This window comes from Acidobacteriota bacterium (genome assembly GCA_028874215.1).
Classification (GTDB): Bacteria; Acidobacteriota; UBA6911; order RPQK01; family JAJDTT01; genus JAJDTT01.
The window spans coordinates 1-26,646 of the sequence record JAPPLF010000107.1 but is presented as its reverse complement, the minus strand read 5'-3'; the positions used below and the strand labels follow the sequence as shown (position 1 = coordinate 26,646).

The window sequence follows — 26,646 nt, the reverse complement described above, 5'->3', positions numbered from 1 at the left end:
GCGCATCATCAGGAGCTTCTGCTCGCTCGCGATGAGGACCATGTACTTGCTGATCGTCTGGCCAAGCGTGCACTTGGCGAGGAATCGATCGGCGAAGTCGTCCAGGTGGGTGATCTTCGTGTTGTCCTCGGCCGCGCACTGGTAGATCGGAAGGAACCGCTCGTCCGCGTCGAAGGCGAAGTGCCGCCCATTGTTGTTGGCGAAGTACCACGTGTCGGTGCGGTTGCTGACGATGAAGAGCTGGACGTAGCAGAGAAGCGTCCTGGTGTATCCGTTACCGGGGTCGTTCTTGTAGTCGACGATCTGCTCCATCGCCCGCCGGGGGCTGATCCCGAGCGTCTTTAGTTCGATCTGAACGACGGGGACGCCGTTGATGAGCAGCATGACGTCGTAGCGGTGATGGCTGTTGTCCGTATTGATGCGGAGCTGATTGACGACTTCGAAGTGGTTTTTACACCAGTCCTTGATGTTAACGAGGGTGTAATTGAGCGGCGTGCCGTCGGCACGGGTGAACGCTTCCCGGTTCCGGAGAGAGCGTGCGGCTTCGTAAACGTCGGGTGTGATGATCTCATCGAGTAGTCGCTGGAACTCACCGTCGGTGAGTCTGACACGATTCAGGGATTCGAACTTTTCCCTGAAGTTTGCTTCCAGCGTTGCTCGATCTCGGATGTCGGGGCGATATTCGTATTTGAGATCCCGTAACTTCGTGACAAGGGACGCTTCAAGATCGCTTTCGGGTGTGATCATCGCCATCGCGGGGACTCACTTTTTTTGGCGTCTGGTTAAAGCGCCCGACGGTTCGGTGTTATATGCGAACACGACCCGAGGTTGGCTTCGATGCCGCGGATGAAGGCGACAATCTTGTTGTGGATGGCTTGACCCATCATTCTGCCTTTTCGCAGAATCCGTCAATCCTCGTGATCGCGTCAAGAAATACCGGTGCGTAGAGCCGGTTCGAATTGTGCGCCCTCGGCTACGCGTCTTCTTGAGCCCGAAAAAGAAGACGAATCCGCCGAGCGCTTCGATCTTGTTGACCAACCGGTTGGTGATCCTCCTGAGTTCTGCGTACCGCGTCACGTTCGTGACAGCGTAGAGGCTCGCTCCCTTCTTTTCCCATAGGGCCGGATGTTTACCCGACCGTCTGATCTCAAATTCAAGAAGCTCGCACTTGCGCGGGAAGAACCAAGTTCCGAACCCACGCACGACTTCGGAAGCGAGGACGAAGCCCGCCAAGCCGAACACTGAGCTGTCCTTGTATCTCCGGTCTCGACTGCTGAGGTAGGGGTCAATATGTCCGAATTCATCAAGGTAGGCGAAGTACGTCACCGATAGGGTCTCCGGAAACACAAAAGCTTCCACCCAAGCACGGGCATCGGAAAGAGAGCAGTTGAAGCTTGCATCTCACAAATAACTATACCTCAAATGATGATCTGTCGAGAATGGCTGGAGACGGCGATACTCTGGAGAACGCCCGTTAAATGAAACTTCCGGGCGTTCTCGGGAAAAAGGGGAGGATGCCCGGGGGGGTACCGTTACTCCCAAGGGCCGTGAATCGGCCACGAAACAAGGGGCAGAAGAAGGCAGTAGAGCGCCCGCCGTTGCGACTGTGGTGGAAGGGCCAAAAACTTTTTTCACGGGAATCACTTTTTAGAGTCGCGTTTTTCAATCGATTTACGTTGTTTCTCCGGGAGCGCCTCGTAGACTTCGTCGATGTGCTTGGGAATGGAGATCATCCTCTCCACGATCAAGTTTAATAATTTGAACAGCTTCTCAGCGGTTTCCCGGTCAGCCCGCAGATCGATCACGCCTGGATGAACTGCGTTGTTACCATATATGCGGACGGCATCGAGAGCTTTCTGAATACGTGGGTCTAGCCCATTTTTTACCAGCATAGCGATGTTGGCGTTGAGATTGTTTCCAGGCTGACCGAGTTCCTCGGAAAGTTGTCTGCAGAGTTTTTCAATAGAGAGCCGAACCAATGCAGCTGCTCCCCTAGGCGATAGGTCGAGGATGCTACTCGCCTCGTCGTAGTCTCGGCGTATGTCGTCGGGGAGATCAGAATGAGCAGGCGGAGCCCCACCGGTTCGCGGATGTGCCAACTGGTCGTAAATCCAGATGGCCAACTGCTCGCAATGGGAGCACTTCGACAGGAATACATTGTGCAAGTCAGGATAAAAAGAGGGCGTTGCTGCTGACGCGCGCCAGAGCAATGGAGTTCCCGCGTCCAGCAAACGGTCCAGATCCGCGTGGCTCAAGCGACTGTTTTTTTGAGTAGGATCCTCATGAAAGTGGCTCAAGCGAGTGCCTTGCTCATAAGGATCCTCGCCCTGAGTGCGATCAGAATCTATTTTCGCGCGGTCAAGCGGAAGCTTCCCGCCCTTTAGCCTTTTGGCCCGGAGTGAGTACCAATACTGATGTGCAAACACATGGCAGTGCGGACAGGTGAAGGCCAACTTTCGAACCGATGGAGTAACGTCCTTCATAACATCCAGGATAACCGAACCCACGGATACTATACCGACCGTAAAATACCTGTGCCTTCAAAGATCGTCCCACACCGAAACAGGGCGACACCGAAGAGGGATTACTGCCCGCTTTCCCCGCTGAGGAACGCCGCCTAGTACTCCATCAACTGCCGCTTGCGCTCGAACAGATCCGAACGGGCATAGGCCGCTACCGCCTTGTTCTGGACAAGGTGCGACAACGCCGCCTCCATGACCGCATGGGGCACGTTGGTGAATGCGGCCGTCTAGAAGGGGATGCACTCGACAATGCTGCGGGTGACGCGCCGGCGCCAACGGTCGGAGAGCTGGATGGTGGAGGGGGGGTAGCACCCGACTAAGTGCTGGACCTCTTCGACCGGGACGTTTTGGGAGAGTACGGCCGTGACGATCATGAAGCGGAAGTAATTAGGCGTCAGGTTGTCGGGAATACCGTCTGCGGCGAGGCGGTGCTTGAATATTGTCCGGACGGCGCCTTCGATGACGCGCCGGAGAGTGACGGACCCGCCTCGGAGCGCGCTGCGCCACAGCGGCGCTGTGGTGGGGTCTTCGGCGATCCCGGCCCCGCCCATGTATGCCTCGATCCACTCTTCCAGATCGTTGCGCACGGGGATCTCGCGTTCTCTGCCGTTTTTCTCGCGGAACCGAAAGAGCCGGCCCTCCTCGTGGGTGCGTAGATCGCCGGTCCGCAGCCGGCATAGTGCCCCGATCCGGCACCCGTTGGTGATGAGATCGGCGAGCATGGCCCGGTGGCGAAGCCCCATGGGGGAGTCGAGTTCGGTGGCGGCAAAGAGGCGCCGGGCCTGCGACAGGCTGATCTCCGGCGTCTCGCGATCGAGGACCTGGTGGTAGACCCCCCGGACCGTAGTGGGGTAAGAAAATGTTGTTGAAGCTCTGCTGGCACCGAAGTGCGAGACGACTACGCTTGCTTACGAAACTCGTCAAAGCCAAAATCGGAGAAGGGAGCAATGACCTTCTGCCACCACTTGAGATTCCAGCGATGCTCGTCTGCGTAGCCCAACGCGCGCACCAATTCGTTGTGGCACATAACATCCACATACCGTTTGACAGGAGGTTCGTCCGCATCAAGCAAAAGCCTCTTCTCGTTCACGCGCAGGACGGTTTCGTCGTCTTCATTCTCCACCAGCTCCTGCTCCAGTTTGCTGAAGGCACGCTCTAGCGATGAGTGGACTGAGATTTTGGCTGAGAACCTACATGCGATTTGAAGGATTGTCAGTACGGCTATAGAAGCGCCCAGAGTGAACGTTGCGAGAATTAAATTCTGTCCAGCGGAAGCGGCAGAGGCGAAGCTCAGCAGAAGCACGCAAACGTTGATGGTCTGGTCTGTACGCTCGAAAAAGCCGCGTCGCCTCCTGTGGTAGCGGATCGAACGTCGGACACCAAATAGGAGAATGTGGTGCGCGTCGTCGTTCACGTTTTGGGCTTGGGAGGTGGAGGTACAGAATCTCCCGTCTTAATCACTGGTTTTCTAGCCATAATAATCCTCGTCGTTCATTTCTTGGGCTTGGGAGGTGGAGGAGGTACAGTGTCTCCAGTATTGACTATTGGCTTCTTGGACAATAGCAACCTCTTCTCTTGAAAGGCGTGGGGACAAGTCGAAAGGGACGCCCCAGAGCCATTTTAGCTGGAACACCGAATGAGAGCAAGGCGGATTTCGGACAGGAGTTCCCCCAAAATATCAGGCCGGATCACCTCAACTGATTGAAAACAGGAGAGTAAGAAGATTCGACAAATGGAATTGGTCGAATTTTTAAAAAAATGGGGGAACTTTCAGTGCGAAGTATCGGACAACGACGGACGTGAGATCTCGTGACAAGTCAATGGAAAAGAGATACGAATGTACATTACTGGACATATCTGGATGCTATGGCCGTCTCACAAGACATCCCGGCGGACTCCGTTGCTCATCGGTCACCTACTCCCGGTATGCTCCCTCAGAGCGCCTTGTCCGGCGGGCACCCCCGGTCTCGGCGCTCGCGGGACTTCTTCCACGGACTGTTGGAGGTCGTGAATCATGAGGCTCGGCATCATCGGATACGGCTATACGGGCAAGCAACACGCCCGGGCCTTGGAACAGATCGATTCCGCCTCCCTGGCAGGTGTCGCGGAGACCAGTCCTGAGAGACGGTCGGAGTGCACCGTCAAATCATTTGACGACTATCGAGCTCTGCTCGACGACCCCACCATCGACGCCGTCACCGTCTGCCTACCCCATTCGGCCCACCAACCGATTGCATCCGCTGCCCTGAAGGCAGACAAACATGTGCTGGTAGAAAAGCCTTTAGCCCTCACGGTTGAAGCCGGCGAGCAGCTTTGTGAGTTGGCCAAGCGGAACTCCCTGGTCCTGATGGTCGAAATGACCCATCGTTTCATGCCTCCGGTCGTGGAAGCCCGGGAGTTGATCTCCAAGGGACTGATCGGAAACGTGCTGGCCGTCGATGACCTTTTGCTTGAAAACGTCGGGTTGTTCGGTTCGCTGCCGTCATGGATGTTCAAGCGGGCAGAGGCCGGAGGCGGCGTGGGCCTGACCAGCGGTGTGCATCTGCTCGACCACGTGAGCTGGTTGACCGGCCAGAATCTCAGTTTGGAGTCCGCCTGTTTCGGATATTCGCAAGGTATGGGAAATGTGGAAGATACGGCAGCCTTTTTCCTGCGCCTCGAGAATGGCGCTCCCGTTCATATTGCCCTGTCCTGGCGTCCGGGTGGTCCCGGAATCGAAGGAGAACTACGGATTTTCGGCGAGAAGGGCACTCTTGTGGTCCAGCCCTGGAATGGATGGAAGTTGCGTGGCACCGACGAGGAGAAAGAAAACGTTTCCTTTTCGAGCCAGGCAACCATCGCCGAACGTGCCCTTGTCGGCATGCGTGGGGCTCTGAGCGAGTTCGTCCGCGCCGTGCAGGAGGGACGTGAACCGGATCCCCGTCCGGAACTGGCCCTTCGCAGTCAGAGGATCATCGAACAGGCTTACCGGATGTTCAGCAGCTAACATCAACCGGAAGCGCCTGGACCGCTACCTGGAAGAACTGGCGTGGAGGTTCAACAACCGGGACAACCCCTACATCTTCCGGGATGCCATGCGAAAGATCGTCCATGCCGACACCCTAACCTACAAGGAACTGGTCCACGGGAAGGCAAAGACGGAGACGGCCGCCGCGTAGTCTCAATAATCCATCCGCCGAGACACTTTTTCGTTCCACCGAGACACAGTGAAGAACCCGACCAAGATTGAGATGGGCCAAATAACGATGGCCCCCAATCCTGCGGTCATCAATCCAATCAGGAATCCGATAATGATCAGTGTCAGTGCCATCGGAACACTCGAATAGAGCAACCCGAAAGGTCCAAAGAAGAGTGTTAATAAAAATCCGACAAACTGAGACTTTTTCAAGGAACCTCCTTCCAATGGGCGAAGGCACAGGTTACGCTTTCCCGACGTTGCGCGGGGACTCGACCTCTTCTGCCATTATCTCGCGTCCATGCCGCCAAAACCGGTAGTGGCATGTCCAGGGCTCGTCAACGTTGTTCACCCATATTTCGATACGGAGGTTCAGCACCACGTCAGTTCCCTCCCTGTGGACCCTGTCGAAGGGACTGGACGCCCCCGGATTGCGTCAAGTGAATGATCACCGGAATCTCTCCTCGCCGGAGGGCTCATTCGGCAGTAGTACTGATCACCCGCTCGGAATGTGGCTCCAAATCTCGCGGAGTTCGCCAATGCGCCGCAGCACGTCACCGTCCTGCGTCAGTTGCTCCGCTTGATCCAGCAACGCCAGGCAACGACTCTTTTCGGCAGGATAATTCTCCCGTGATTCCTGCAGAATCAGCCAGTGCAGGGTCATTGGCTCAGCCGCTTGGCCGTAGGCGCGGTTGCAGTACTCCTCCAATAGAGAGACCGAGGACCGCCCTGGATCCCACAGCAGCCTGGGGTAGAGGTACATATTGATCTCGTTCCAGTCCCATTCCTCCGAGCCGAGTCCTTCCATTCCGATCTGGGTGTAGTACCAGATGTCCTTGGCGACCGTATCCGAGTAAACGTGAAACGTCCTTTGGCTTGGATCGATGAGCTTGGCTTCCAGGTTCTCAGCGGTCGTTTCCTGCTTGATCATGGCCAAGGCCGTGCTGAAATGGGAGTAGTACTCGTAGGTAAAGAAACGCTTTGGATCGATGATCTCGAGCCATTTCCTGATCTCCCGCAGCCGGGAACGGTTGACCTCGTGACGAGGATCGTAAATCGCGTACCAGTAACCGGTTCGGTTAATCACTTTCTGCGATGGTTGCCTCATGATCGGCGCAAAACCGACCATGACATTGGGGGCCGGGGTGACTCTTAGGGGCGCGTCCATGAGCATGAAATAGGCCAGCGTCTGGACCAGCACTTCGGGGTGCCGGGCGGCAACTCCTTCTGCGATTCGGTTGATAAACATGATGTTCGAGTCGGAACGACTCTCGACAGATCCACGAAGGTCGAAAACGCTGATCCTCTTGCCCCCTTCCATCTCCTCGCATGGCCCGCACTCGCACCACTCAATGACATCGCTCAGCCACACGTCGACCATGTCTATTTCAGGGTTCTGATCCAGGAATGAATTGATATTTTGGGCTGCGACTTCCGCAACCTCCTCATTCGAGACGCAGAGCTGCCGGCTGTCCCGCTTCCCATCCAGCAAGCTGAAGTACTCCGGGTGGTCGCTGAAGTATCGGGCGGGCGGGACCCACTTGTGGAAGGTGTGGCCGCCATAGTTGATCAACAGTCCCCGTTTCTCAATTTCGGGCACCAGCTCGGTGCGGCTGTTGAGATCCTCCCAAAGTCGGGAACTGTTGGCGCAGGCGTGAATCCAGTTGAGACGGTTCTTGGCGGCCCAATCGACGTTGCGAAGATTCCGGTCCGCGATAAAGGGATAGAGGTTGACGCTCCGGTGACTGAAATCCGGGCTCTGGATATCCCGGGTATCCCCCGCCAATACAATGGAATCCCGTTTCGGGACGACGTCTTCACCGGGCTTGATCCAGCCGCAATCCAGATACCTCTCCAGGAAATAGTAGACTGCGTAGAGCGTGCCTCGCGGAGTGTTCCCGCCCAGATGAAGTGTTCCTTCGTCGACCCGAACCAGAAAAGAGTCCTCAGGCCGGCCCCGGAGAGAGTCGTGGACTCTCCCCTCGTCATCGAGGCCAACTCGAATGGACGGGCCCCGTTCCGGACCGGTCGTGATGGGCATTTCCAGGGACGAGATCCGGGACAGGTAGCGCTGGAGCTCCTCGGCGGCGAACCGTGCGGGCGCTTCGGCAGCGGGTGAAACGACGATCTTCAACTCCGATACGCCGCCTTGCGCTAAGATCAAGTCAGGCGCCGACGATGGACCCGTGGCGATCCTGCAGGTGGTTGTGACAAGAACCAACAGAGTCAACGCGGCGTAGTACTTCATGGAATTGACCTGTCCCCCGATCGAAACGGCTAGCCGTGAAAGAGTGGCTATCGAATTGAACTATTGAATTCATAGTGGTGAAACATCGTCTCCTGGTCAAGCGGCGGCACTGGCTGCCCGTTCCAATCTTGCTTGCGCATTTGGCCGTCGTCGTCACGGCCTCAGGTCAATCTTCTGGGCAAGAGGTCGAAAGGATCATCGAGCTGATCGATAGCGGCCGGCATCAACTGGCCGTTGCGGCGGCTCAGGAGGTCCTTGACCGGGACCCTCGCCTGGCCATGGCTCATGCCCTGCAGGGATACGCTTTGGAATCGCTTGGCCGGATTGCGCCGGCGGAAAGCGCCTACGGGCGCGCCATCGAGTCGGACGAATCCATCCTGCTGCCGCGCCTTCGGCTGGGGATTCTCCGTGGCAAACAGCGCAAGTTCGCGCCGTGCATCGCTCTTCTGGAACCCGTCCTGCAGCGGATCAAGGAGGATCCGGAGGCCCTCTTCTACCTGAGTAGATCCTACCTGGAGACTGGACGCGGCGAAGACGGCCTTCAAATCGCGGGTGAGATCCAGTCGAACCATCCGGGAAATGGCCGGGCCCTTCTCTCTCTCGCCAGTCTGTTGATGTCAAAGGGATATTGGGAAAGGGCGGAACATTTGCTGAGGCTGCCGGAGGTGATCCAAGCCGATTCCTATTCGGCGAGTCACGGGCTTGGGGTGACTCTCTTTCAACTCGGCCGTTCGGAAGAGGCGGTTCGGGCGCTTGACCGGGCGTCGGCCCTCAATCCAAATTCCGTAAAAACTCGAATGGCACTGGGCATTGCACTTCTGAAGATGGGCGAGCGGCCAAGAGCCGAGGAGATTTTAAGGTCGGTCCTGGCCCTCAACCCAATTCATGCTCAAGGCTCTTTTCTTTTGGGTCAGCTTTTGCTTGAGCAGGGACGTCATGAGGAGAGCCTTCAATTCCTCCGCAAGGCAGCGGAGTTGGCTCCCAACAATCCTGAATATTCGTTCGAGCTGGTCGAGGCCTATCACCTCAAGGGGGACGCCCGAGCCGCCGTTGACCACGCCCGGCGATTGGTCAGGCGTTTCCCTGATCATCCCGGCTCCTACTTGAATCTGGGGACAGGGCTCAAGTTGGACGGAAGATTCGATGAGGCCAAGCCCCTGTTCGAACGATCTCTTGAATTGGCTACCGATGCGGAATCGGCCGCCAATCGGGACTTGTGGGCTCAGGCTGCATTTCATTTGGCGTCGATTCTGCGAAAAGAAGGAGCGTTTCGTAAATCGATCGAGCTTTTGAGCCAGGTTGTCAAGGAACGGCCTGAACCGGCGGCTCTCCTCGAACTCAGCCATGGTCACATTCAGAATGGCGATCCGGAAAAAGCTCTTCCGTTGATGGAACAGGCCATGAGTCTCGACCGCGGCAACCCGGAACCGAGATTCGTACACGCTACGGCCCTGTTGAAGCTCGGTCGAATCGAAGAGGCACGCAATGGATTCGAAATTTTCGAGCGTCTGCAAAGCGCGCGAAGGGAAAAGAAAAATCCTGTGGTCAGGAAATGACTCCGTCGTTCCAACCAAGAGCCCGACCCCGATGATTCGTTTCGTCCTTCCGTTCTTTTCGTTGTTGCTGGCGCCACTTCACAGTCAGTCCCAGCCGCCTCGCATGTCCGCCGCCTATTTTGAAGTCCGAACCATCTCGGCCGGGATCACCTTCCGGCATTTCAGCGGGGCTTCGCCGCAGAAGTACCTGGTCGAGACCATGGGTTCCGGGGTCGCCCTGATCGACTATGACCAGGACGGATGGCTTGACATCTACTTGGTCAATGGGGCGGGGAAACCCGGCGGCGAAGGGACTCGGACAACGAGGCACGCCCTTTACCGCAATCTTGGTAATGGACGATTCTCGGATGTCACGAGAGAAAGCGGCGTGGGAGGGTATGGCAGGTACGGAACGGGCGTAGCGGTGGGTGACATCGACAACGACGGTTGGCCCGATCTCTTTGTCGCTCACTATGGTCCCAACGTCTTGTATCGCAATCTCGGCAACGGGACCTTTTCCGACGTTTCCCGGCGGGCGGGAGTCGACGATCCGTTCTGGGGCCAGAGTGCGGGGTTCTTCGATCTTGACAATGACGGTTATTTGGATCTCTACGTCACCAACTACCTGGATCTCAAATATGAGACCCATCCGGTGTGTGGAACCGATGCACCGGCCCGGCGCAGCTATTGCGACCCCGACGCTTTCGCGGGAGTGGCCGACCGGCTCTATCGGAACCGGGGGGATGGGACTTTTGCCGATATCAGCGAGCGGAGCGGAATCGCGAATCCTGAAGGAAAAGGGTTGGGCGTGGTGATGGCGGATATCGATGCGGACGGCTGGATGGATATCTATGTGGCAAACGACAAGACGCGGAATTTCCTCTTCAAGAACAATGGGGACCTGACCTACACGGATATCAGCTATTTTTCCTTGACCGGCTACAACTCCGCGGGCGAGGCCGAAGCCGGGATGGGCACGGATTTCGGCGACTTCGACGGCGACGGGCTTCTCGATATCGTCGTCACGAATTACGACATGGAGACCAATGGCCTCTATCGGAACCTGGGGCAAGAGATCTTCAGTGACGATCGTTGGGTCCAAGGTGTCGCCAAAGCCAGCATCCGGCTGCTCGGATTCGGAACCGGTTTCTTTGACTACGACAACGATGGAGACTTGGACCTGTTCGTCGCCAACGGCCATGTACTGGACGACATTTCCAGCTATCGGAACAACATCTCCTATTCCCAACCCAACCAGCTACTGGAAAACCGGGGCGGACGCTTTTACGATGTTTCAAAGGATGCAGGTCCGGCCCTGCGGAGCAGCAGAGTCAGCCGTGGTACGGCATTCGGCGATTTCGACAACGACGGAGACGTCGACCTGGTCGTGACCAACATCGATGACTCTCCGGAGCTTCTGGTGAATCAGAGCACGCCCCATGGGAATTGGATTTCGCTCCACTTGGTGGGGCGGTCCAGCAACCGGAATGGGGTCGGGTCCAGAGTTCGAGTCGTGGCCGGTGAGCAAACCCGGTTCGACCAGATGACGGGAGGCGGATCGTATCTTTCGGCCCATGACATGCGGATGCATTTCGGCCTGGATGGGAACCAGGTTGCCGACCTGATTGAGATTTCGTGGCCCAGCGGTGTGGTGGACCGGCTGGAGAAGATCCAAGCCAATCAGGTCGTCGTGGTTGAAGAGGGATCTTCAAGTCAGAAGCTCCCCCACCGGCCCGGCCCGGCGGACACCCGGTAGAAAACGGAAAGGAGCGGCGGTTTCCTAACCGCCGAACTCCAGTATGACAAACTGGCGACAAAAAACCGGGCGATTGGAAATCGCCCTTCCTCATGGGGAGCGGCGGTTTCCTAACCGCCGAATTCCGGTGTGACAAACATGGCGACGAAGACTGGGCGATTGGAAATCGCCCTTCCTTACAAAGGGAATTGCCGAGTAGGGGTTATTGGACCACGATGAGCATGAATCAACCGGCGAAGTCGTCTCTTCTGACGATCGGCATCTTTAGCGTCATCTTTGGTGTTTCATCGCTTTTTCCATGGGCTCAACAGTCTGAGGAGCCTGTGGACTATTACAAGAAATGGATCGAGCAGGACGTCAAGTACATCATTACCGACGAGGAGAAGAAATCCTTCCAGAAACTGCGCACGGATGACGAACGTGAAAGTTTCATTGAGCAGTTCTGGAGGCGTCGTGATCCGGACCTCAGAACGGCCATCAACGAGTACCGGGAAGAGCATTTTCGGCGATTCGCTTATGCAAACGAGAATTTCAAATCAGGAGTTGCGGGCTGGCTGACGGACCGGGGAAGAATCTACATCATGCACGGGCCTCCCACCAGCAAGAAGACCCACCAAGGAGGCCACTATCGAAGAGAGCCCTGGGAAGGAGGCGGTTTTACCGCGGCTTTTCCATTTGAGGTCTGGCGCTACGACTACATCGAGGGAATCGGCGGTGAGGTCGAGATCGAGTTTGTGGATCCGACCATGACGGGAGAATTTCGGCTGGCGCGAAATCCGGACGAAAAGGACGCCCTCATGCATGTGGGCGGCGTCGGCGGGATGACACTGGCTGAGCTCGCCGGAACCATGGATCGAGGCGATCGGATACGTAACCAGATTGTCGCGGATCCGATACAGCCCATGTACGGCACTCTCCGGATGCAGGATCTGCCGTTTCAGAGAATGCAACGGATCTTTCAGTTGAGCCGGCCTGCCGAAATCAAGTTCAAAGACCTTCAGCGGGTCGTGACTTCACAAGTTTACTTTGATCACATTCCGGTCGAGTCGGCCATTCACCACATCCGGTTGACCGAGAAGGAGATGCTGGTTCCGATTACGGTGAGGATCCAGGATCGCTATCTGCAATTCAAGGAACACTCAGGCGCTCACAAGGCAACGATCGATATTTATGGTGCCGTGACTTCCCTGCAGGGACGGATTGTCTACGAATTCGACGACACCGTCTCGACCTATCTGCCGAACCTCGACGATCTGGCCCGGCAACATTCGATGTATCAAAAGAAGATCAGTCTGGGGCCAGGCCTGTACAAGGTGGAACTGGTCGTACGAGACGCCAACAACGAGCAGATGGGCATGGCGAGGCAACGCGTCTCCCTCGGCCGGCCGAACTCACAACGGCTCCTCACCAGCGCAGTCTTTCTGGCTCGACGCGTCGAATCCGCGGCAGATCCCGAGCTCGTTGCGGAACCGTTTGTGATGGGACACTTCAAGGTCGTCCCTCGAGTCGATCGGCGTTACCGTTCCGGTGAGCCACTCATTGTCTATTTCGAGGTGTACAACTTCGGGGTGGACGGGTCGACCGGCGAACCGGATCTGAAAATCGACTACCAGGTCCGGCGCCGCGCCGGCAAGTCGCAAGCCATGACCGGGCGTGTGAAGGGCTCGACATTCCGCCTTCGAGACCGGGTCATTGTTGCCAACGCGCTGCAACTGGAAGACCTGGGACCCGGCGAGTACCGGCTCGAAATCACCATTTCCGACGCGGTCCTGGACCGCTCGGCAGCCTGTTCGACGACATTCGAACTCTCCAGCCTGGAGACCGACCTCGCCCGGACGCCCTGAACCGGTTCCGGCGCCGGATTGTCGGGAGCGCGGGAATGGGACCGCTGCGTCGCGATTTCCTCTTGACCCGAGCGGTCATCCTGGTCGATACTTTTTCCAACCATGTTTTGGAGTGCGAACTCCAACACCGAGTCATCCTCTACGAGGTGGAAACTACAGGCGTGTTGCCCATGGGGATCCACCCCCTGCCTAAGGAGTCTTTTCACAATGGCAAGTAGAACTGTATGGACCATGAGGTCAGACCCACCCGGCCTTCGGATCGTTTTGGGGCTTTTGTTGCTGATGGCCGTGACGGTATCCGTGCAGGCGCAACAGACCGCGACGATTCTGGGCAGGGTCCAGGACGAAACCGGGGGCGTGATTCCCGGCGTGGAAGTCGTCGCCGTCAACGAGGGAACCGGCTTCCAACGGTCGTCCCTTTCCAACGATGAGGGACTTTACAGGATCACCCTCCTGCCCTTGGGAGACTACCGGGTGGAAGCCGAATTGAGCGGGTTCAAGAAACTCGTGATGGGAGGAATTCATCTTACGGTCGAGGAGAACTCGCGGGTCGATCTGGTCTTGAGGATCGGCGAAGTCGCGGAGGAGGTCACCGTAGCCTCGACGGCCATACAGGTGGAGACCAGAAGCGCGTCCATCAGTCGACTCATGGACGAGAAGAGAGTCGACGAACTGCCACTGAGGGGTCGAGACCCCTTGGCATTGATCACCTTGATTCCGGGCGCAGCACTCATTCGGATGCCGGAACAGGGCACGCGGGACATCACGGTGAACATCAGTGGCGGAAACGGGCAGATGAACTCTTTCCAACTCGATGGAGCTCAATTCAACAATGTCCAACGAGCCAGAGGGCTGCCCATGCCGCCGCCGGACATGGTCAAGGAGTTTCGAGCGGAAACCAACAGTTACGATGCCTCGAAAGGCCGCGGTTCGGTGGCCAGTTTCAGCGTTGTTACCAAGTCGGGAACCAACCAATTTCATGGGAGCGCTTTCGAGTTCCATCGCAATGGCGGATTGAACGCCCGTTCCTTCTTTGCTCCTTCGTCTCCCTTCCTGGTGTACAACCAGTTTGGCGGAACCGTGGGTGGACCGGTCATTAAGGACAAGACCCACTTCTTCTTTGGCTACCAGGGAACCCGCATCCGCCAGTCGCGGGTGATGTCAGGCGCCATTCCTCCCAGCGCCCTCGAGCGGCAGGGAGATTTCTCCGCTTCCTCCAATCCTCCCATCGATCCAGTGACGGGCGAACGATTCCCGGGGGACGTCATTCCTTCAAGTAGGCTGGACCCGGCCGCACTGAATGTGATTTCGGAACTTCCGAATGCCAACGCTCCGGGTGGCGGGTTCGCGTTGAATACGAGCGCGGGATCCAACGGCGATCAGTATCTGATACGTGTGGATCATCAGTTCACCGAGAATAATCGACTGACGGGACGGTTCTGGAGAGACAAATCGGACTTCTTCCGCAACGACGGGAATATTCCCTGGACCACCAAGACGACGCCCTATTCCGTTCACAACGCCACGTTGCAAAACACCCACACATTCAGTCCCCGGGTGATCAATGAGGCTCAGATTTCATACGGGCGCCGGGACGAGTCCCAACTTCACTCGAATGAGCGGGGGCCGGCTGACTACGGAATCCAGGGCGTCAACACTGAAATTCCGTTCCCTCCCAACATTAATGTCGTGGGTCGTTTCAGTCTCTCCTCGAGTTTTCTCGGGAACCACGTGAGACTCGACAACACGTGGCAGGCGCAGGATACGGTCCATGTCACTGAGGGAGATCACACCGTTCGGTTCGGGTTCTCCTTTGAGAAGCTTCACATGGTGGGTCGTCCCAATTTCGACCAGGGACTGTTCACCTTCAATGGGGAGCTCACCGGCAATACGTTGGGCGACTTCATGCTCGGCCACGTCAGCAACCTCCTCTTGCTCCTGGAGCGGGAAGATCACCGTTCCTGGTTCCTGAACTTCTTCGTTCAGGACGACTACCAGGTTTCGAGCAACGTCACTCTCAATCTGGGATTGAGATATCAGTACGACGATCCCGTTCGGGAACAGGACGATAGAATTGCGACCTGGATACCGGGATACCAGTCCACGCTTTTCCCCACAGCCCCCGAGGGGATGGCGTATGGAAACGATCCGGGTATTTCGGGAGCGACCTATTTGGCCGACAAGAACAACTTCGCCCCCCGCTTGGGCTTGGCCTGGGACGTGTTCGGAACCGGAAAGACGAGCGTCCGTGCCGGGTGGGGTGTCTTTTACCAGTTCAGCACCAATGGCTACTCTCAGTTTTCGGCGCTGAACCAGCCGTTTCTTCCCATCTTCTCGCTGACATCGGACCTCTTGAGCGAGTTTTCCAATCCCTTTCGAGAGAATCCCTTGCCCAGTGCTTGCCCGGGAACAATATCGACATTTTGTCCGGAAACCGGAGTCGTGATCTTTTCTAAACCGATCTCGGCTTGGGCGATCGAACCGGAAATCCGAAACCCTTACATTCAGCATTACAGTCTTGCCGTGCAGCAGCAATTGCCGGGAGACTATCTTCTTGAGGTTGCGTTTGTAGGAAATACGGTGCGTAAACTGGCCGACACCGTGGAAAGGAATCCCGCAAGTTGTCCATCCCGCAACCCTGAGGAATGCACGTTGGGGAACCGCCAGCAGCGCCGCCGTTACAACCCGGCCGGCATAGGCACCATTCGGCGCTTCGAAGACGGTGCGTCTTCCAACTACAACGCACTGCAGATGGTGTTGAGCAAACGGTTTACCAACAACTACCTGCTCAATGTGAACTACACTTGGAGCAAATGGATCGATACAACCCGTACGGGGTACCAAAATCGTGGCGTCCATCAGGATTCGGACAACCCCGGACTGGACCGGGGACCGGCGTTGTTTGACCGGCGCCAGATCTTCTCCGCTTCGTGGGTCTGGAGTCCGGGCTGGCTCGCCCGGCATGATTCGGTCATCATCAGGAATACGCTGGGCGGCTGGCAGTTTACGGGCTTGGTCAGCATGCAGAGTGGAAGTCCTTTCACGGTGGTGACAGGTCTGGACAACTCCCGGACGGCGCTCGGCCAGGACCGGCCCAATCAGTTTGGAAATGCGAAACTGGATACCGGACGCGACCGGGGGCAGCTCATACGGAGGTATTTCAATCCGGACGCGTTCGAACCCAATCCCGTATTGACGTTTGGAACCTTGGGGCGAAACACTCTCGTGGGACCCGGATTTGCCAATGTTGATTTCGGATTGATGAAGAACTTTACGGTGACCGAAACCAGCAGCCTGCAGTTGCGAGGAGAGTTCTTTAACTTGTTGAATCGTCCGAATTTCGCCAATCCGGTCAGTAATCTGGCTTCGGGCACCGTGGGAACCATCCGGGGCGCCGGAACAGGACGGCAGATTCAGTTTGCTCTGAAGTTCAGGTTCTGACCGACGGGCTACCGGATTTACATTTGTAGGACGCCGTTGGGATGTGACTGCGGTATCGGGAACCGCCTGCTAAAGCAAGACCGGGATTGGCGTGAAGCATCACCTTTGGCAGGCGGTTTCGATCGATTCGACTCTTTTTCTCTGCGAGAGAAGCTCTCCGGTCCGGTAAGTCCTTGTCGACACCTCGTAGCCGGCCTGATGCTCTGACGCGGCGGCGGCGTTCCGCCATCCGTCGACTGTCATGGAACCTCCTGTTGATTCTGCTCGCTCCCAGCAATGGCCGCGCCCAGGCCTCCGGTAACGGGCAGCCGGCGGTTTTCCGGGACACGGCCGCCCGACATGGTCTTCACGCCCAGATTCGCGCCGGCGATCCCGACCACAAGCAATACCTGGTGGAGGGCATGACCGGAGGGGTCTGCCTGTTTGACTACAACAACGATGGCTGGCTCGATGTCTATGTCGTCAATGGTTCCACCGTTCCCGGTCAATCTCAAAAAACAGACCCCGCGCGTCTCCGGAATTACCTCTTCAAGAATCTGCGGAATGGTCATTTCAAGGATGTGACGGCGAAGACCGGGGTCGGTGATCCGGGTTGGGGGATGGGGTGTGCGGCTGCCGACTTCGACAACGACGGGGATCAGGACCTCTACGTGACCAATCTGGGTCCCAACGTCTTCTACGAAAACCTCGGCAACGAGACTTTCGCGGACATCAGCGAAAAATCCGGGACGGCTCACCGCGGCTGGAGCACGGGTTGTTCCTGGGGCGACTATGATCGCGACGGCCTGCTCGATCTCTACGTTGCGGCCTACGTGAAGCTTGACCTGAGCCTGCCGCCTCCGAACCCGGATGAGAATCGTTTCTGCTCATACATGGGCCTGAAAGTCATGTGCGGGCCACAGGGGCTGCCGGGCGACGAAGACGTTCTCTTCCAGAATCTGGGCGACGGTTCATTCGCCGAGGCCACACGGTCCAGCCGGATCGAGGACCCGGGCTACTACGGCCTGGGAGTCGTCTCTCTCGATTATGACGACGACGGGGATTTGGACATTTACGTTGCCAATGATTCGAACCCGAATTTCCTCTTTCAAAATCAAGGGGACGGAACCTTCTCGGAAGTGGGATTGCTAACCGGTGTGGCTCTGAGCGGAGACGGGTTGGAGCAAGCCGGGATGGGCGTGGCCTTTGGGGATTACGACGGCGATGACCATCTCGACCTCTTCGTGACCAACTTCGCGCAAGACACCAACACGCTCTATAAGAATCTGGGAAATGGATTCTTCATCGACGTCACTGCCCGCGCCAAACTCACCGACAGTTTTTCCTACATGGGCTGGGGCAGCGCATTCCTGGATTACGATGGCGACGGGTGGAGAGATCTCTCGGTCGTTAACGGTCATCTCTATCCCGAAGTCGAGCGAGAGACGGACCTGACCTATCCGCAGGAAGACCTTTTCTACCGGAACCTGGGAGACGGCACTTTTTCCAACGAGTCTCATATTCTGGCCCAACCAAAACGGGTCGGCCGCGGGTCGGCGGTCGGCGACCTGAATAACGATGGCGCACTGGACATCGTCGTCTCAAATCTGGATGGGCGTCCCAATCTGCTCTACAATCAGGCAAACGGCGATCGACACTGGCTCCTGCTGCAACTGGTCGGATCCCGGAGCAATCGCGATGCCATCGGCGCCCGGGCCTGGTTGAAGTCAGATCACCACCGAAACCAAGTTCAAGAGGTCGCCAGCGGAGACAGTTACCTCTCCGGCAGCGATCGTCGCCTGTATTTCGGTCTGGGCCAAAAGGACAGAATCGATGCACTCTTCATCCGGTGGCCAACCGGAGTTGTCCAGACACTGCGAAATCTGAAAGCAGATCAAATATTGACCGTCGAGGAACCGAATTAGATCGCTGGAATCTCAGCAACCGATGTCCCCTAATGTCCCATCGACTCAGGAGCTTCCCCACCGGCTCGGGCCGGCGGACGCCCGGCAGAAAAAGGAAAGGAGCGGCGGTTTCCTAACCGCCGAACTGGAGCGGCGATTTCCAATCGCCGAACTCCTGACTGACAAATTGGCGACAAAGATTGGGCGATTGGAAATCGCCCCTCCTTTTTCTTGGAAGCAGAAAAGGCAGGTCCACCATGCATAGCTGGAAAAGACGATTCATCGCTTGCAACCCATTCAAGACGTTGCTGACTTCGGGGTTGTTACTGGTTCTGATTCATCCCGTCCACAGTCAGTCGCCGCGAATTCTGATCGTTCAACAAAACGAAGGAGTACGGGACTTCAGCGCCTATATCGCAGAGATCCTGCTTGCTGAAGGTCTCGTCGAACACGACCTCAAGCGTCTGGCTGAGTTGGCGCCCGGCGATCTTGGAAAATATCGTGTCGCGATCCTCCCTTCGGGATCCTACACGGACGACCAACTGGATCGGATCGAATCCTACGTGAAGTCCGGAGGCCACCTCGTTTCGTTTCTACCCCAGCCGAACCTCGGCAAAAGACTGGGCCTCGAAGCCGGACCGGAGTTGGATGCCGACCACGCATATTTCCAATTTGAATCAAGCCGGTCCGAGGCACTTGGATTGGTTTCCGAGAGCCTTCAGATCCACGGCTCCAGTCGCCTTTACACTGCTCCCGGAATCCGCCCGTTGGCTTGGTTCGGGCAAGAACGGCCGTCCCAGGATGTTGCGATTCTCGAAGGCGATCTCGGCCAAGGACGGTTCGTCGTCTTCGCCTACGATCTTCCCTGGAGCATCGCCCTGACCCGCCAAGGCAATCCGGCGTGGGCCGACCAGGAAAATGATGCGGTCGGGGGGCTCCGGCCCAACGACATGTTTTTGAGCGGTAAAGACCATTGGATCGATTCGGCCAAGGTGATGATCCCCCAGGCAGACCAGCAAATGCATTTCTTGACCGGAATTCTCCGGAGTTTGACGGAGCCGCAAACGTTGCCGAGGCTCTGGTACTTTCCGGCCGGCGCCGATGCTGTCTTCATCCTGACGAGTGACCACGAATTTGGAACTGCAAGTGACATGGAAGCAGTTCGAAAAGACATTGTGGCACTCGGTGTCCCGTTGACCATCTACTTGACCCGTCCCTTCGGTGAAGGTGGAGCCCCGTCAGTCCACCTCTTCCATCAATCGTGGGAACCGAATCAGATCTCATTTGGGGTTCATTTCGAGGGCGGCTCCGACGTTCTGTTTCCGAACCAGGCGCAAATGCGGTCGATATTGCAGAGAGACGTCCGGGAGTTCCGAGAGGTCTACGGACTTCCCGTTCATACCACCCGGATGCACAACTTGCGCTGGATGGGTTGGGTCACGCAGGCTCGCCTATTGGCCGAAGTTGGTGTCGGAATGGACTTCACCTACGTCAATTTCATTCCCGTTTACGACGGGTACATGACCGGAAGTGGCTTGCCGATGCGTTTTGTGAACCGGTTCGGCAAGATTGCCGATATTTATCAGCAGCTTACGCAGTACGAGGACGATGTCATCATTTCTCAAATGTTCTATTCCTCCAACTGGAGCACCGAGGAAGCCCTGACCAGATTCCGCGAGCTGCTCAACAACAGCATCGCTCGCTTTCATACCGCGGTTGCGATCAACTTTCATCCGCCGTTCTACCTGTTCCCAATCCCCGATTCCGTCAATTCCAACAAGGCCTGGACGCTTGGCTGCATCGAGATCGCCAAAGAATTGGGAGTTCCCATTGTGAGTGGCGACCAGTGGCATGATTTCGTGCGGGCCCGCAGTCAAGTCAGAATCCGCGGGTTCCGCGAGAATGAAAGCGGCTATGAATTTTTCCTTGACGCCCCCCGGAAGGTCCAGGGACTGAGTCTGATGATCCCTTCGAAAAAGAAAGGGCAGACTGTGCAGATCGATGGCCGGGCGGTCACTGCGGTCGCCAAGACCGTCCGGGAGCGAGACTACTTGTTCGTCACCGAGGACTTCGCGGGAACGAATCTTGTTCGAATCGGCGCCCAGTGACAGGTGGCGAGGGATACGAGGCGAATAGGAGAACACGGCGTCGACAGTCTGCTTCTGTGGCCGATGGAATCATGAGCAACCGGAACATCACAATGGACACTAATCGTGAAGATCCTGAAACCGGCATCTTTGTTGGATCCCGGTCTGGACAGTGGAAGCGAGTGGTATACCTTACGTTGTTGGGTTTCGTTGCCATCCTGTTGGGCAAAACTCTGGATGCAAGGGAGCAAACGGCTTCGCCGGAAGATGATGCGATTTTCTTTACCACTCAAATTCGTCCGATCCTCAAGACCCATTGTCTGGGATGCCATGGTGGCGGTTCGGAAAAATCCTCCGGACTTGATCTCTCCACGCGAGACCGCCTGCTGAGGGGAGGTGACCGGGGACCCGACGTCGTTCCCGGGAATTCAAACGCGAGCCTCCTATACAAATTGGTGTCTCACGGTGAGAAACCTCACATGCCCTTGGGGGGTGAGAAGCTCAGTAAGGAGGCCGTCGCAAATATTGCCAAATGGATTGATTCCGGGGTTTTCTACGATAAACCGCTGGTTGCTGAGGCTCTCCCCGAAAAGCCGGTGCGAAGCGATCACTGGTCCTTTCAGCCTCCGGTCCGGCCGCCGGTTCCTCGGGTCGACAGGCAGGACTGGGTTCTCAATCCCATAGACGCATTCATAGCGGTTGGTCACGAGAAGCTCGGGCTGAAGCCGTTGCCCCCCGCAGACAAACGCGTATTGGTGCGGCGTATCTACATGGACCTGATTGGTCTTCTCCCGACTCGAGAGGAGGTTGAATCCTTTTTGGCCGATTCATCGGCAGACGCCTATGAGACGGTTGTTGATCGGCTCCTGGCCAGTCCTCATTACGGAGAACGTTGGGGTCGTCATTGGATGGATGTCTGGCGTTACAGCGATTGGTACGGTTGGCGTAAAACCAACGATGTCCGATACAGCAGGAGACACATCTGGCGATGGCGCGACTGGATCATCGAATCACTCAACGACGACAAGAGCTACGATCGGATGATCGTCGAGATGTTGGCAGGAGATGAAATCGCGCCCACGGATTCCGAAACAGTGCGCGCCACGGGATTCCTGGCACGAAACTGGAGGCGCAATCGACACGTCTGGCTTCAGGACACCGTGGACCATACGGCTGCGGCCTTTTTGGGAGTCACCCTCAATTGCGCTCGCTGCCATGACCATAAATACGATCCGATTTCACAGGAAGATTATTACCGCTTCTGGGCGTTTTTCGAGCCCCACGGCGTGCGGACCGACAGGGTATCGGGTGAGCCGGACCTTGGAAGGGACGGTCTTCCACGGGCGTTCGAGTCTGATCCTGGCGCCCCGACCTACCTTTTGATTCGGGGTGATGAGACAAATCCGGATAAGGCAAACGTCCTTTCACCCGATATACCCGAGGTTTTCGGGGATTTGAAGTTCGACATCCAGCCGGTCCACTTGCCGCTGGATGCCTATTACCCTGATATCCGGGATTACGTGCATAGGGATTTGATTGCTCAAGCGAAAACAAAGATCGAGAAGGCGGAGAGAGACCTTCTGAAGGCCGGCCAGGAGCTGGGCGCCGCAAGCGCACGGGCCCGTATGAGTCTTCTCGAAGACGGCAGGACTTCCTTCACGACTCCTTCTGGTGCAGATGAGAGTGAATCGGGCGAGGCCTCGGCAGAAGAAGGAGAGGATGATACGGCCGCCCTCACAGTGCCCCAAGCGCAAGCTGCTTTGGAATTGGCCGAGAAAATGCTGGCCCATGCACGTGCATACCTGACGGCCATGGAAGCCCGTATTGCGGCCGACAGGGCAAAATTCAGGAATGCTCCCGACCAAAGGGCTGAAGCACTGGCCCTGGCCGCCATGGAGGCGGAACAAGAGGCGAATCTGGCCGCGGCGGAAGAGAACTTGCTGCAAGCTCGCCAACAATTGGCGGAGGCCAGAAGCAGCAAGGAGTCTGGGAGTCAAGACGCAAGGAAGGATGCAAAGAAAAAAGTGCAGGAGGTGCGGAAGCAACTGCAGGCCGCTCTCGATGCCTTGAAGGACAGATCAGATTACAGCCCGATCGGGGAGGTTTACCCGAAGACGAGCACGGGTCGGAGGTTGGCGCTGGCCAGATGGATTGCAAGTCGGGAAAACCCGCTGACGGCCCGCGTGGCCGTCAACCATATCTGGCTTCGCCACTTCGGTAGTGCACTGGTGCCCAGTGTCACCGACTTTGGTGCTAATGGTGAGCCGCCGAGTCACCCTGAGTTGCTGGACTGGCTGGCCGTGGAGCTCATGGAAAGCGGTTGGAGCATGAAGTCCATGCACCGGTTGATCCTCACCAGCAACACTTACCGCATGCAGTCATGGACCGACGAGGAGAATCACTTGAGTCGCGCTGCTGATTCCGAAAATCGCTACCTGTGGCGCATGAATCCCCGCCGCATGGAAGCTGAGGTCGTTCGTGACAGCATACTCCTCGTCGCCGGCCATCTGGACACTAAAATGGGGGGACCGGAGATTGATATCGGCGAAAGAAATACCTCCCGGCGCCGTAGCATCTACTTTCAGCATGCACCGGATGCGCAGCTTGAGTTTCTCAAGTTGTTCGACGCCGCTGATCCGGGCGATTGCTATCGTCGTAAGGAAAGTATAACCCCCCACCAGTCACTGGCTATGGCCAACAGCCAGGTGAGCTTTGATCAGGCGCGGCTTCTGGCCCGTCGTCTCACCTCGGCCGGCGATGGAAATCCATTGTCTGCGGAGCATTTCGTCAAGGCTGGCTTCGAAACGGTCTTGGGGCGGCCCCCGTCCGCACTGGAACTGGCCAAAACGGAGGACTTTTTGCAGCGACAGGCTGAATTGTTGCGCCGACCGGAAGAGCTGACTCCCTTGTGGGCCGAGGCTGCCGATGAGCCCAAAGCGATTCTTCCGGCGCCAGAGCCTCATTTGAGAGCCCGGGAGAATCTGATTCACGTTTTATTCAATCACAACGAGTTCATTACCATTCGATGAGAGCCCCATGTATATGAAAGCAAGAAATCCGCACAGCTACGATGGCTGTTGCAACATCAGGCGAAGGAACTTTCTGGCGGACTGTGGCATGGGTTTCACGGGTCTCGTCCTGGGGGCTATGCTCGAGCGGGAGGGAATCGTGCGGGCCGAAGTCGGTGGACCATGGCAACGACCTGACGGTACGCCCCATTTTGCCCCCAAGGCGAAAAGCGTGATCTGGCTCTTCATGGTTGGCGGCACGAGCCATATGGAGAGTTTCGATCCGAAACCCGCTCTCAACAAATATGCGGGCAAGAGCATCGCTGAGACGCCCTACAAGGATACCCTGGACTCGCCCTACGTCGAGGAGGGCGTTCGAGCACCTGCAAGCCAACACAAGGTTCGACAGACGATTTTTCCGCTGCAAACCGGTTACAGAAAACGCGGTGAAAGTGGGATTGAGGTCAGCGATTGGTGGCCGCATCTTGGCGGGTGCATCGATGATATCGCTGTCGTCCGGTCTGTTTGGACAACCGACAACAATCACGGGGCTCAACTTCAGTTTCACACCGGCCGACATGTCCTCGAGGGGAGCTTGCCAACCGTGGGCTCCTGGGTTCACTACGGGCTCGGCTCGTTGAACGAAAACTTGCCTCAGTTTGTCGCCTTGGGAGAGCCTGTGGACACCTGTTGTGGAGGCATAGCCGTCCATGGCGCCGGGTATCTGGGGCCGGAACACAACGGGGTGCAACTCGCAGTCGATCCGGAGAATCCGCTGCCCTTTGCGTCTCCCGAGACCCAACTCTACAAGGAGGAGCAGGAAGCTGAGTTTCAATTGCTTGCGGAGCTCAACCGTCTGGCTGGGGTGGAGTACCCTGAGGACCGGGCGATGCGAGCGCGTATTCGGTCGTATGAGCTTGCCTTTCGAATGCAAACTGCCGTGCCGGAGGTCTTTCGCTTCCAGGAGGAAAGCAAAGCCACTCGCAGGCTCTACGGGCTGGATCAGGAGAACACCCGGCCGTTCGGTGAGATTTGCCTGACCGCTCGGCGCCTGGTGGAAAGAGGAGTGCGGTTTGTTCAGGTCTATCACGGAAGCAATGGAGGAGCTGGATCCTGGGATTCACACAAAAGTCTGAAGAGCAGCCACAGCAAGCGGTGCGCCGAGGTTGACCGACCTATGGCCGCGTTGCTGAAGGACCTCAAGCAGCGGGGAATGTTGGACGAGACCCTGGTGGTTTGGGCTACCGAGTTTGGAAGAACACCCGGGTCTCAGCCTGCGGAAGGAGGAGGAGAACCGGGGCGGGACCACCATCCCTACGGTTTCTCGGTCTGGTTGGCCGGAGGTGGAATCAACGGCGGCATAACGCACGGCGCCACTGACGAGTTGGGTTTCCACGCCGTAGAAAATCGCCACTATGTTACCGACATTCATGCCTCCGTACTGCATCAGTTGGGTCTTGATCCCCACAAGCTGGAGGTTCCAGGTCGGAAACGGCTGAAAATCGATTACGGAAACCCGATTCATTCCATCATGGCCTGACGATTTGACCTCGGAGACCTGCTGGACCAGTTGCTGGCTAATGCCCCTCCGGGGTGATTATGAGCTGGTCGACACCAATCTGCGAACCTGCTTCCAGCAGATCGATCGCTTCGAACACGACAAGATGAGGGCCTGCCTCCAACCTGAACTCACCCAACGACAGCCGCTGCACCACATGGGCGCCGGCGATGCTCGACCTGTCGGCTGCAGAGGGTTCTTCACCTGCAACTCGCCTGGAATCAAAAGCTGAGTCCTTCGTATGGGAGATCTCGATGTCTCCCTGCGGCGTCAGCCTGGAGACCGGGTAACTGATCTGAGCCTCCTTGCCATCGAGAGTAACCCGGAACCGGCCGTAGGAAGGACCTCGTGTCACCATGGCAGCGATCCGATACTCACCGGCGCGGTCAATTGGAAGCCGGAACGTTATTGCATCGCCCGGGCTGCCCGGTGTGAACAGTACTTGACCGCTGCCTGTCCACAGATTGAAGTCCTCCAATTCCTGGCGGGCCTGGAGACCTGCCGTGGCTGAATCCGGGATGATGTACTCCAGCTCTTCCGCTTCCATCACTTGCGTCTGCGCTCCCCTGGAGTTGGTGTAACCGTAGAGGCTTACGATGATCAGAACCATCACCGCCCACCACAGCGGCAGACTGCGGATTCCACGGTATCTGCTTTTTTCATCTGCCAGAATGCCAAAAGCGCTCTTGGTCCAGATCACGCCCTCCAACTCCTGCCGCGACTTCGGTTTAGTAAATAGAGAGACGACTACGAGCAGAATCACGGAAAGAACAAAAACCGTGAAGGTGTGGTGCATGAAATTGTCGTAGGGCTGCAGAAAGGCAAAACCAGGAAAGATCACAAAGGCCACCAGGGGCAGAAGGATGGTAAAGCCTGCGACCAGTGTGATCGTTGCAGCTGCAGATGTGGCTCCTGGCCACAGGATACCCGCCAGAAAGACCGCCGATATGGGCGGAGCGATATAGAAGAATATTTGTTGGATCAATCCAAAAACCGTGACACCTTTTGCCGAGGCGGCAACAGTCGCCACGAACACGCCAATCAGCATGGCTGCGGCCGCACTGATTCGTCCCACCATGTGCAGCTCCCGGTCATCCGCTGCGGGGCGCAGAATCGCCCGGTAAAGGTCCAGCGTGAATATCGTCGAGGAGGAATTGGTAATGGCGCTCAGTGTGGAGAGGATGGCGCTGGCGAGTCCCGCAAGAACAAGACCAACCAAGCCTGACGGAAGGAATTGTTGGACGAGAAAGGGCCACGACTGGTCCCCATCGCTGATCCGGTCCTGAAAGAGGTAGAAGGCTATGATGCCCGGAACTACGACGATCAGTGGAAGAACGGCCTTGCTGAACCCCGCCATCACGATCCCCATCCGAGCATCCCACTCGCTGCGGGCCCCCAGACAACGCTGGATCATGAATTGATTGGCGCAGTTGTACCAGACGCCCACCGAGAATATGCCCAGGACGATTCCGGTCCAGGGGATCATCTCGTGAGAGGGTGGATGGAATACGATGAATCTCTCAGGTAGCTCTGAAAGGGAATTATATCTAATGCTTGACACCCCCGCTTCATTCATGTAGACTCTTTCC

Annotated in this window: 17 protein-coding genes; 10 read left to right on the top strand and 7 right to left on the bottom strand. The window is 57.0% G+C overall.

From position 1 onward, the window contains the following. The 4 genes from OXT71_21765 to OXT71_21750 form a co-directional block, all read right to left on the bottom strand. Positions 1-747: type I restriction endonuclease (locus OXT71_21765; protein ID MDE2929023.1), on the bottom strand; the 747-nt coding region annotated here is incomplete at its 3' end. 893 nt (positions 748-1,640) lie between these two features. Then, positions 1,641-2,483, bottom strand: a complete 843-nt coding sequence (locus OXT71_21760) for a DUF4145 domain-containing protein (protein MDE2929022.1) — start codon at positions 2,481-2,483, stop codon at positions 1,641-1,643. 266 nt (positions 2,484-2,749) lie between these two features. After that, positions 2,750-3,313 (bottom strand): tyrosine-type recombinase/integrase, encoded by a 564-nt coding sequence (locus tag OXT71_21755; GenBank protein MDE2929021.1) that lies wholly within the window; start codon positions 3,311-3,313, stop codon positions 2,750-2,752. Between the two features lie 107 nt (positions 3,314-3,420). Beyond that, complete coding sequence (locus OXT71_21750) at positions 3,421-3,936, bottom strand: hypothetical protein (GenBank protein ID MDE2929020.1); 516 nt, start codon at positions 3,934-3,936, stop codon at positions 3,421-3,423. Positions 3,937-4,536: 600 nt separating this feature from the next. Here OXT71_21750 and OXT71_21745 point away from each other — a divergent pair. Then, the gene (locus OXT71_21745) at positions 4,537-5,508 is read left to right on the top strand and encodes a Gfo/Idh/MocA family oxidoreductase (protein MDE2929019.1); all 972 of its coding nucleotides are present in this window, start codon (positions 4,537-4,539) and stop codon (positions 5,506-5,508) included. A gap of 685 nt (positions 5,509-6,193) precedes the next feature. On the opposite strand, the gene OXT71_21740 is transcribed toward OXT71_21745, so the two are convergent. Beyond that, positions 6,194-7,945: a DUF4838 domain-containing protein gene (locus tag OXT71_21740; protein MDE2929018.1), complete on the bottom strand. Its 1,752-nt coding sequence runs from the start codon at positions 7,943-7,945 to the stop codon at positions 6,194-6,196. 77 nt (positions 7,946-8,022) lie between these two features. Between OXT71_21740 and OXT71_21735 the strand changes: the two genes are divergently transcribed. From OXT71_21735 to OXT71_21715, 5 genes are all read left to right on the top strand, one after another. Beyond that, a complete protein-coding gene (locus OXT71_21735) occupies positions 8,023-9,501 on the top strand; it encodes a tetratricopeptide repeat protein (GenBank protein ID MDE2929017.1) in 1,479 nt (492 codons plus the stop codon). Positions 9,502-9,532: 31 nt separating this feature from the next. Beyond that, entirely contained in the window at positions 9,533-11,236 is a 1,704-nt protein-coding gene (locus OXT71_21730) for a CRTAC1 family protein (GenBank protein ID MDE2929016.1), read from the top strand. A 323-nt stretch (positions 11,237-11,559) separates the two neighbouring features. Next, entirely contained in the window at positions 11,560-13,080 is a 1,521-nt protein-coding gene (locus OXT71_21725) for a GWxTD domain-containing protein (GenBank protein MDE2929015.1), read from the top strand. A 35-nt stretch (positions 13,081-13,115) separates the two neighbouring features. Continuing rightward, the gene (locus OXT71_21720; protein ID MDE2929014.1) at positions 13,116-13,298 is read left to right on the top strand and encodes a hypothetical protein; all 183 of its coding nucleotides are present in this window, start codon (positions 13,116-13,118) and stop codon (positions 13,296-13,298) included. Continuing rightward, complete coding sequence (locus tag OXT71_21715; protein ID MDE2929013.1) at positions 13,288-16,521, top strand: TonB-dependent receptor; 3,234 nt, start codon at positions 13,288-13,290, stop codon at positions 16,519-16,521. The genes OXT71_21720 and OXT71_21715 overlap by 11 nt, the downstream gene beginning before the upstream one ends. 99 nt (positions 16,522-16,620) lie before the next feature. Here the strand turns inward: OXT71_21715 and OXT71_21710 are convergent, their stop codons facing one another. Then, on the bottom strand, positions 16,621-16,764 hold the full coding sequence (locus tag OXT71_21710) for a hypothetical protein (GenBank protein ID MDE2929012.1): 144 nt from the start codon (positions 16,762-16,764) through the stop codon (positions 16,621-16,623). An 11-nt stretch (positions 16,765-16,775) separates the two neighbouring features. Here OXT71_21710 and OXT71_21705 point away from each other — a divergent pair, with 11 nt between their 5' ends. The 4 genes from OXT71_21705 (at position 16,776) to OXT71_21690 (ending at position 25,039) form a co-directional block, all read left to right on the top strand. Then, entirely contained in the window at positions 16,776-18,425 is a 1,650-nt protein-coding gene (locus tag OXT71_21705; GenBank protein MDE2929011.1) for a CRTAC1 family protein, read from the top strand. A gap of 1,454 nt (positions 18,426-19,879) precedes the next feature. Next, positions 19,880-20,512 (top strand): hypothetical protein, encoded by a 633-nt coding sequence (locus OXT71_21700; GenBank protein ID MDE2929010.1) that lies wholly within the window; start codon positions 19,880-19,882, stop codon positions 20,510-20,512. 71 nt (positions 20,513-20,583) lie between these two features. Further along, positions 20,584-23,520 (top strand): DUF1553 domain-containing protein, encoded by a 2,937-nt coding sequence (locus tag OXT71_21695; protein ID MDE2929009.1) that lies wholly within the window; start codon positions 20,584-20,586, stop codon positions 23,518-23,520. A 13-nt stretch (positions 23,521-23,533) separates the two neighbouring features. Next, positions 23,534-25,039: a DUF1501 domain-containing protein gene (locus OXT71_21690; protein ID MDE2929008.1), complete on the top strand. Its 1,506-nt coding sequence runs from the start codon at positions 23,534-23,536 to the stop codon at positions 25,037-25,039. Positions 25,040-25,076: 37 nt separating this feature from the next. On the opposite strand, the gene OXT71_21685 is transcribed toward OXT71_21690, so the two are convergent. Then, the coding region (locus OXT71_21685; GenBank protein MDE2929007.1) for a hypothetical protein at positions 25,077-26,646 on the bottom strand (1,570 nt) is incomplete at its 5' end.

Coding starts and splice junctions, on each gene's coding strand:
- OXT71_21730 (MDE2929016.1), top strand. CDS start 9,533: ATGATTCGTTTCGTCCTTCCGTTCTTTTCGTTGTTGCTGGCGCCACTT.
- OXT71_21740 (MDE2929018.1), bottom strand. CDS start 7,945: ATGAAGTACTACGCCGCGTTGACTCTGTTGGTTCTTGTCACAACCACC.
- OXT71_21745 (MDE2929019.1), top strand. CDS start 4,537: ATGAGGCTCGGCATCATCGGATACGGCTATACGGGCAAGCAACACGCC.
- OXT71_21720 (MDE2929014.1), top strand. CDS start 13,116: ATGGGACCGCTGCGTCGCGATTTCCTCTTGACCCGAGCGGTCATCCTG.
- OXT71_21710 (MDE2929012.1), bottom strand. CDS start 16,764: ATGACAGTCGACGGATGGCGGAACGCCGCCGCCGCGTCAGAGCATCAG.
- OXT71_21690 (MDE2929008.1), top strand. CDS start 23,534: ATGAAAGCAAGAAATCCGCACAGCTACGATGGCTGTTGCAACATCAGG.
- OXT71_21760 (MDE2929022.1), bottom strand. CDS start 2,483: ATGAAGGACGTTACTCCATCGGTTCGAAAGTTGGCCTTCACCTGTCCG.
- OXT71_21715 (MDE2929013.1), top strand. CDS start 13,288: ATGGCAAGTAGAACTGTATGGACCATGAGGTCAGACCCACCCGGCCTT.
- OXT71_21695 (MDE2929009.1), top strand. CDS start 20,584: ATGAGCAACCGGAACATCACAATGGACACTAATCGTGAAGATCCTGAA.
- OXT71_21700 (MDE2929010.1), top strand. CDS start 19,880: ATGGACTTCACCTACGTCAATTTCATTCCCGTTTACGACGGGTACATG.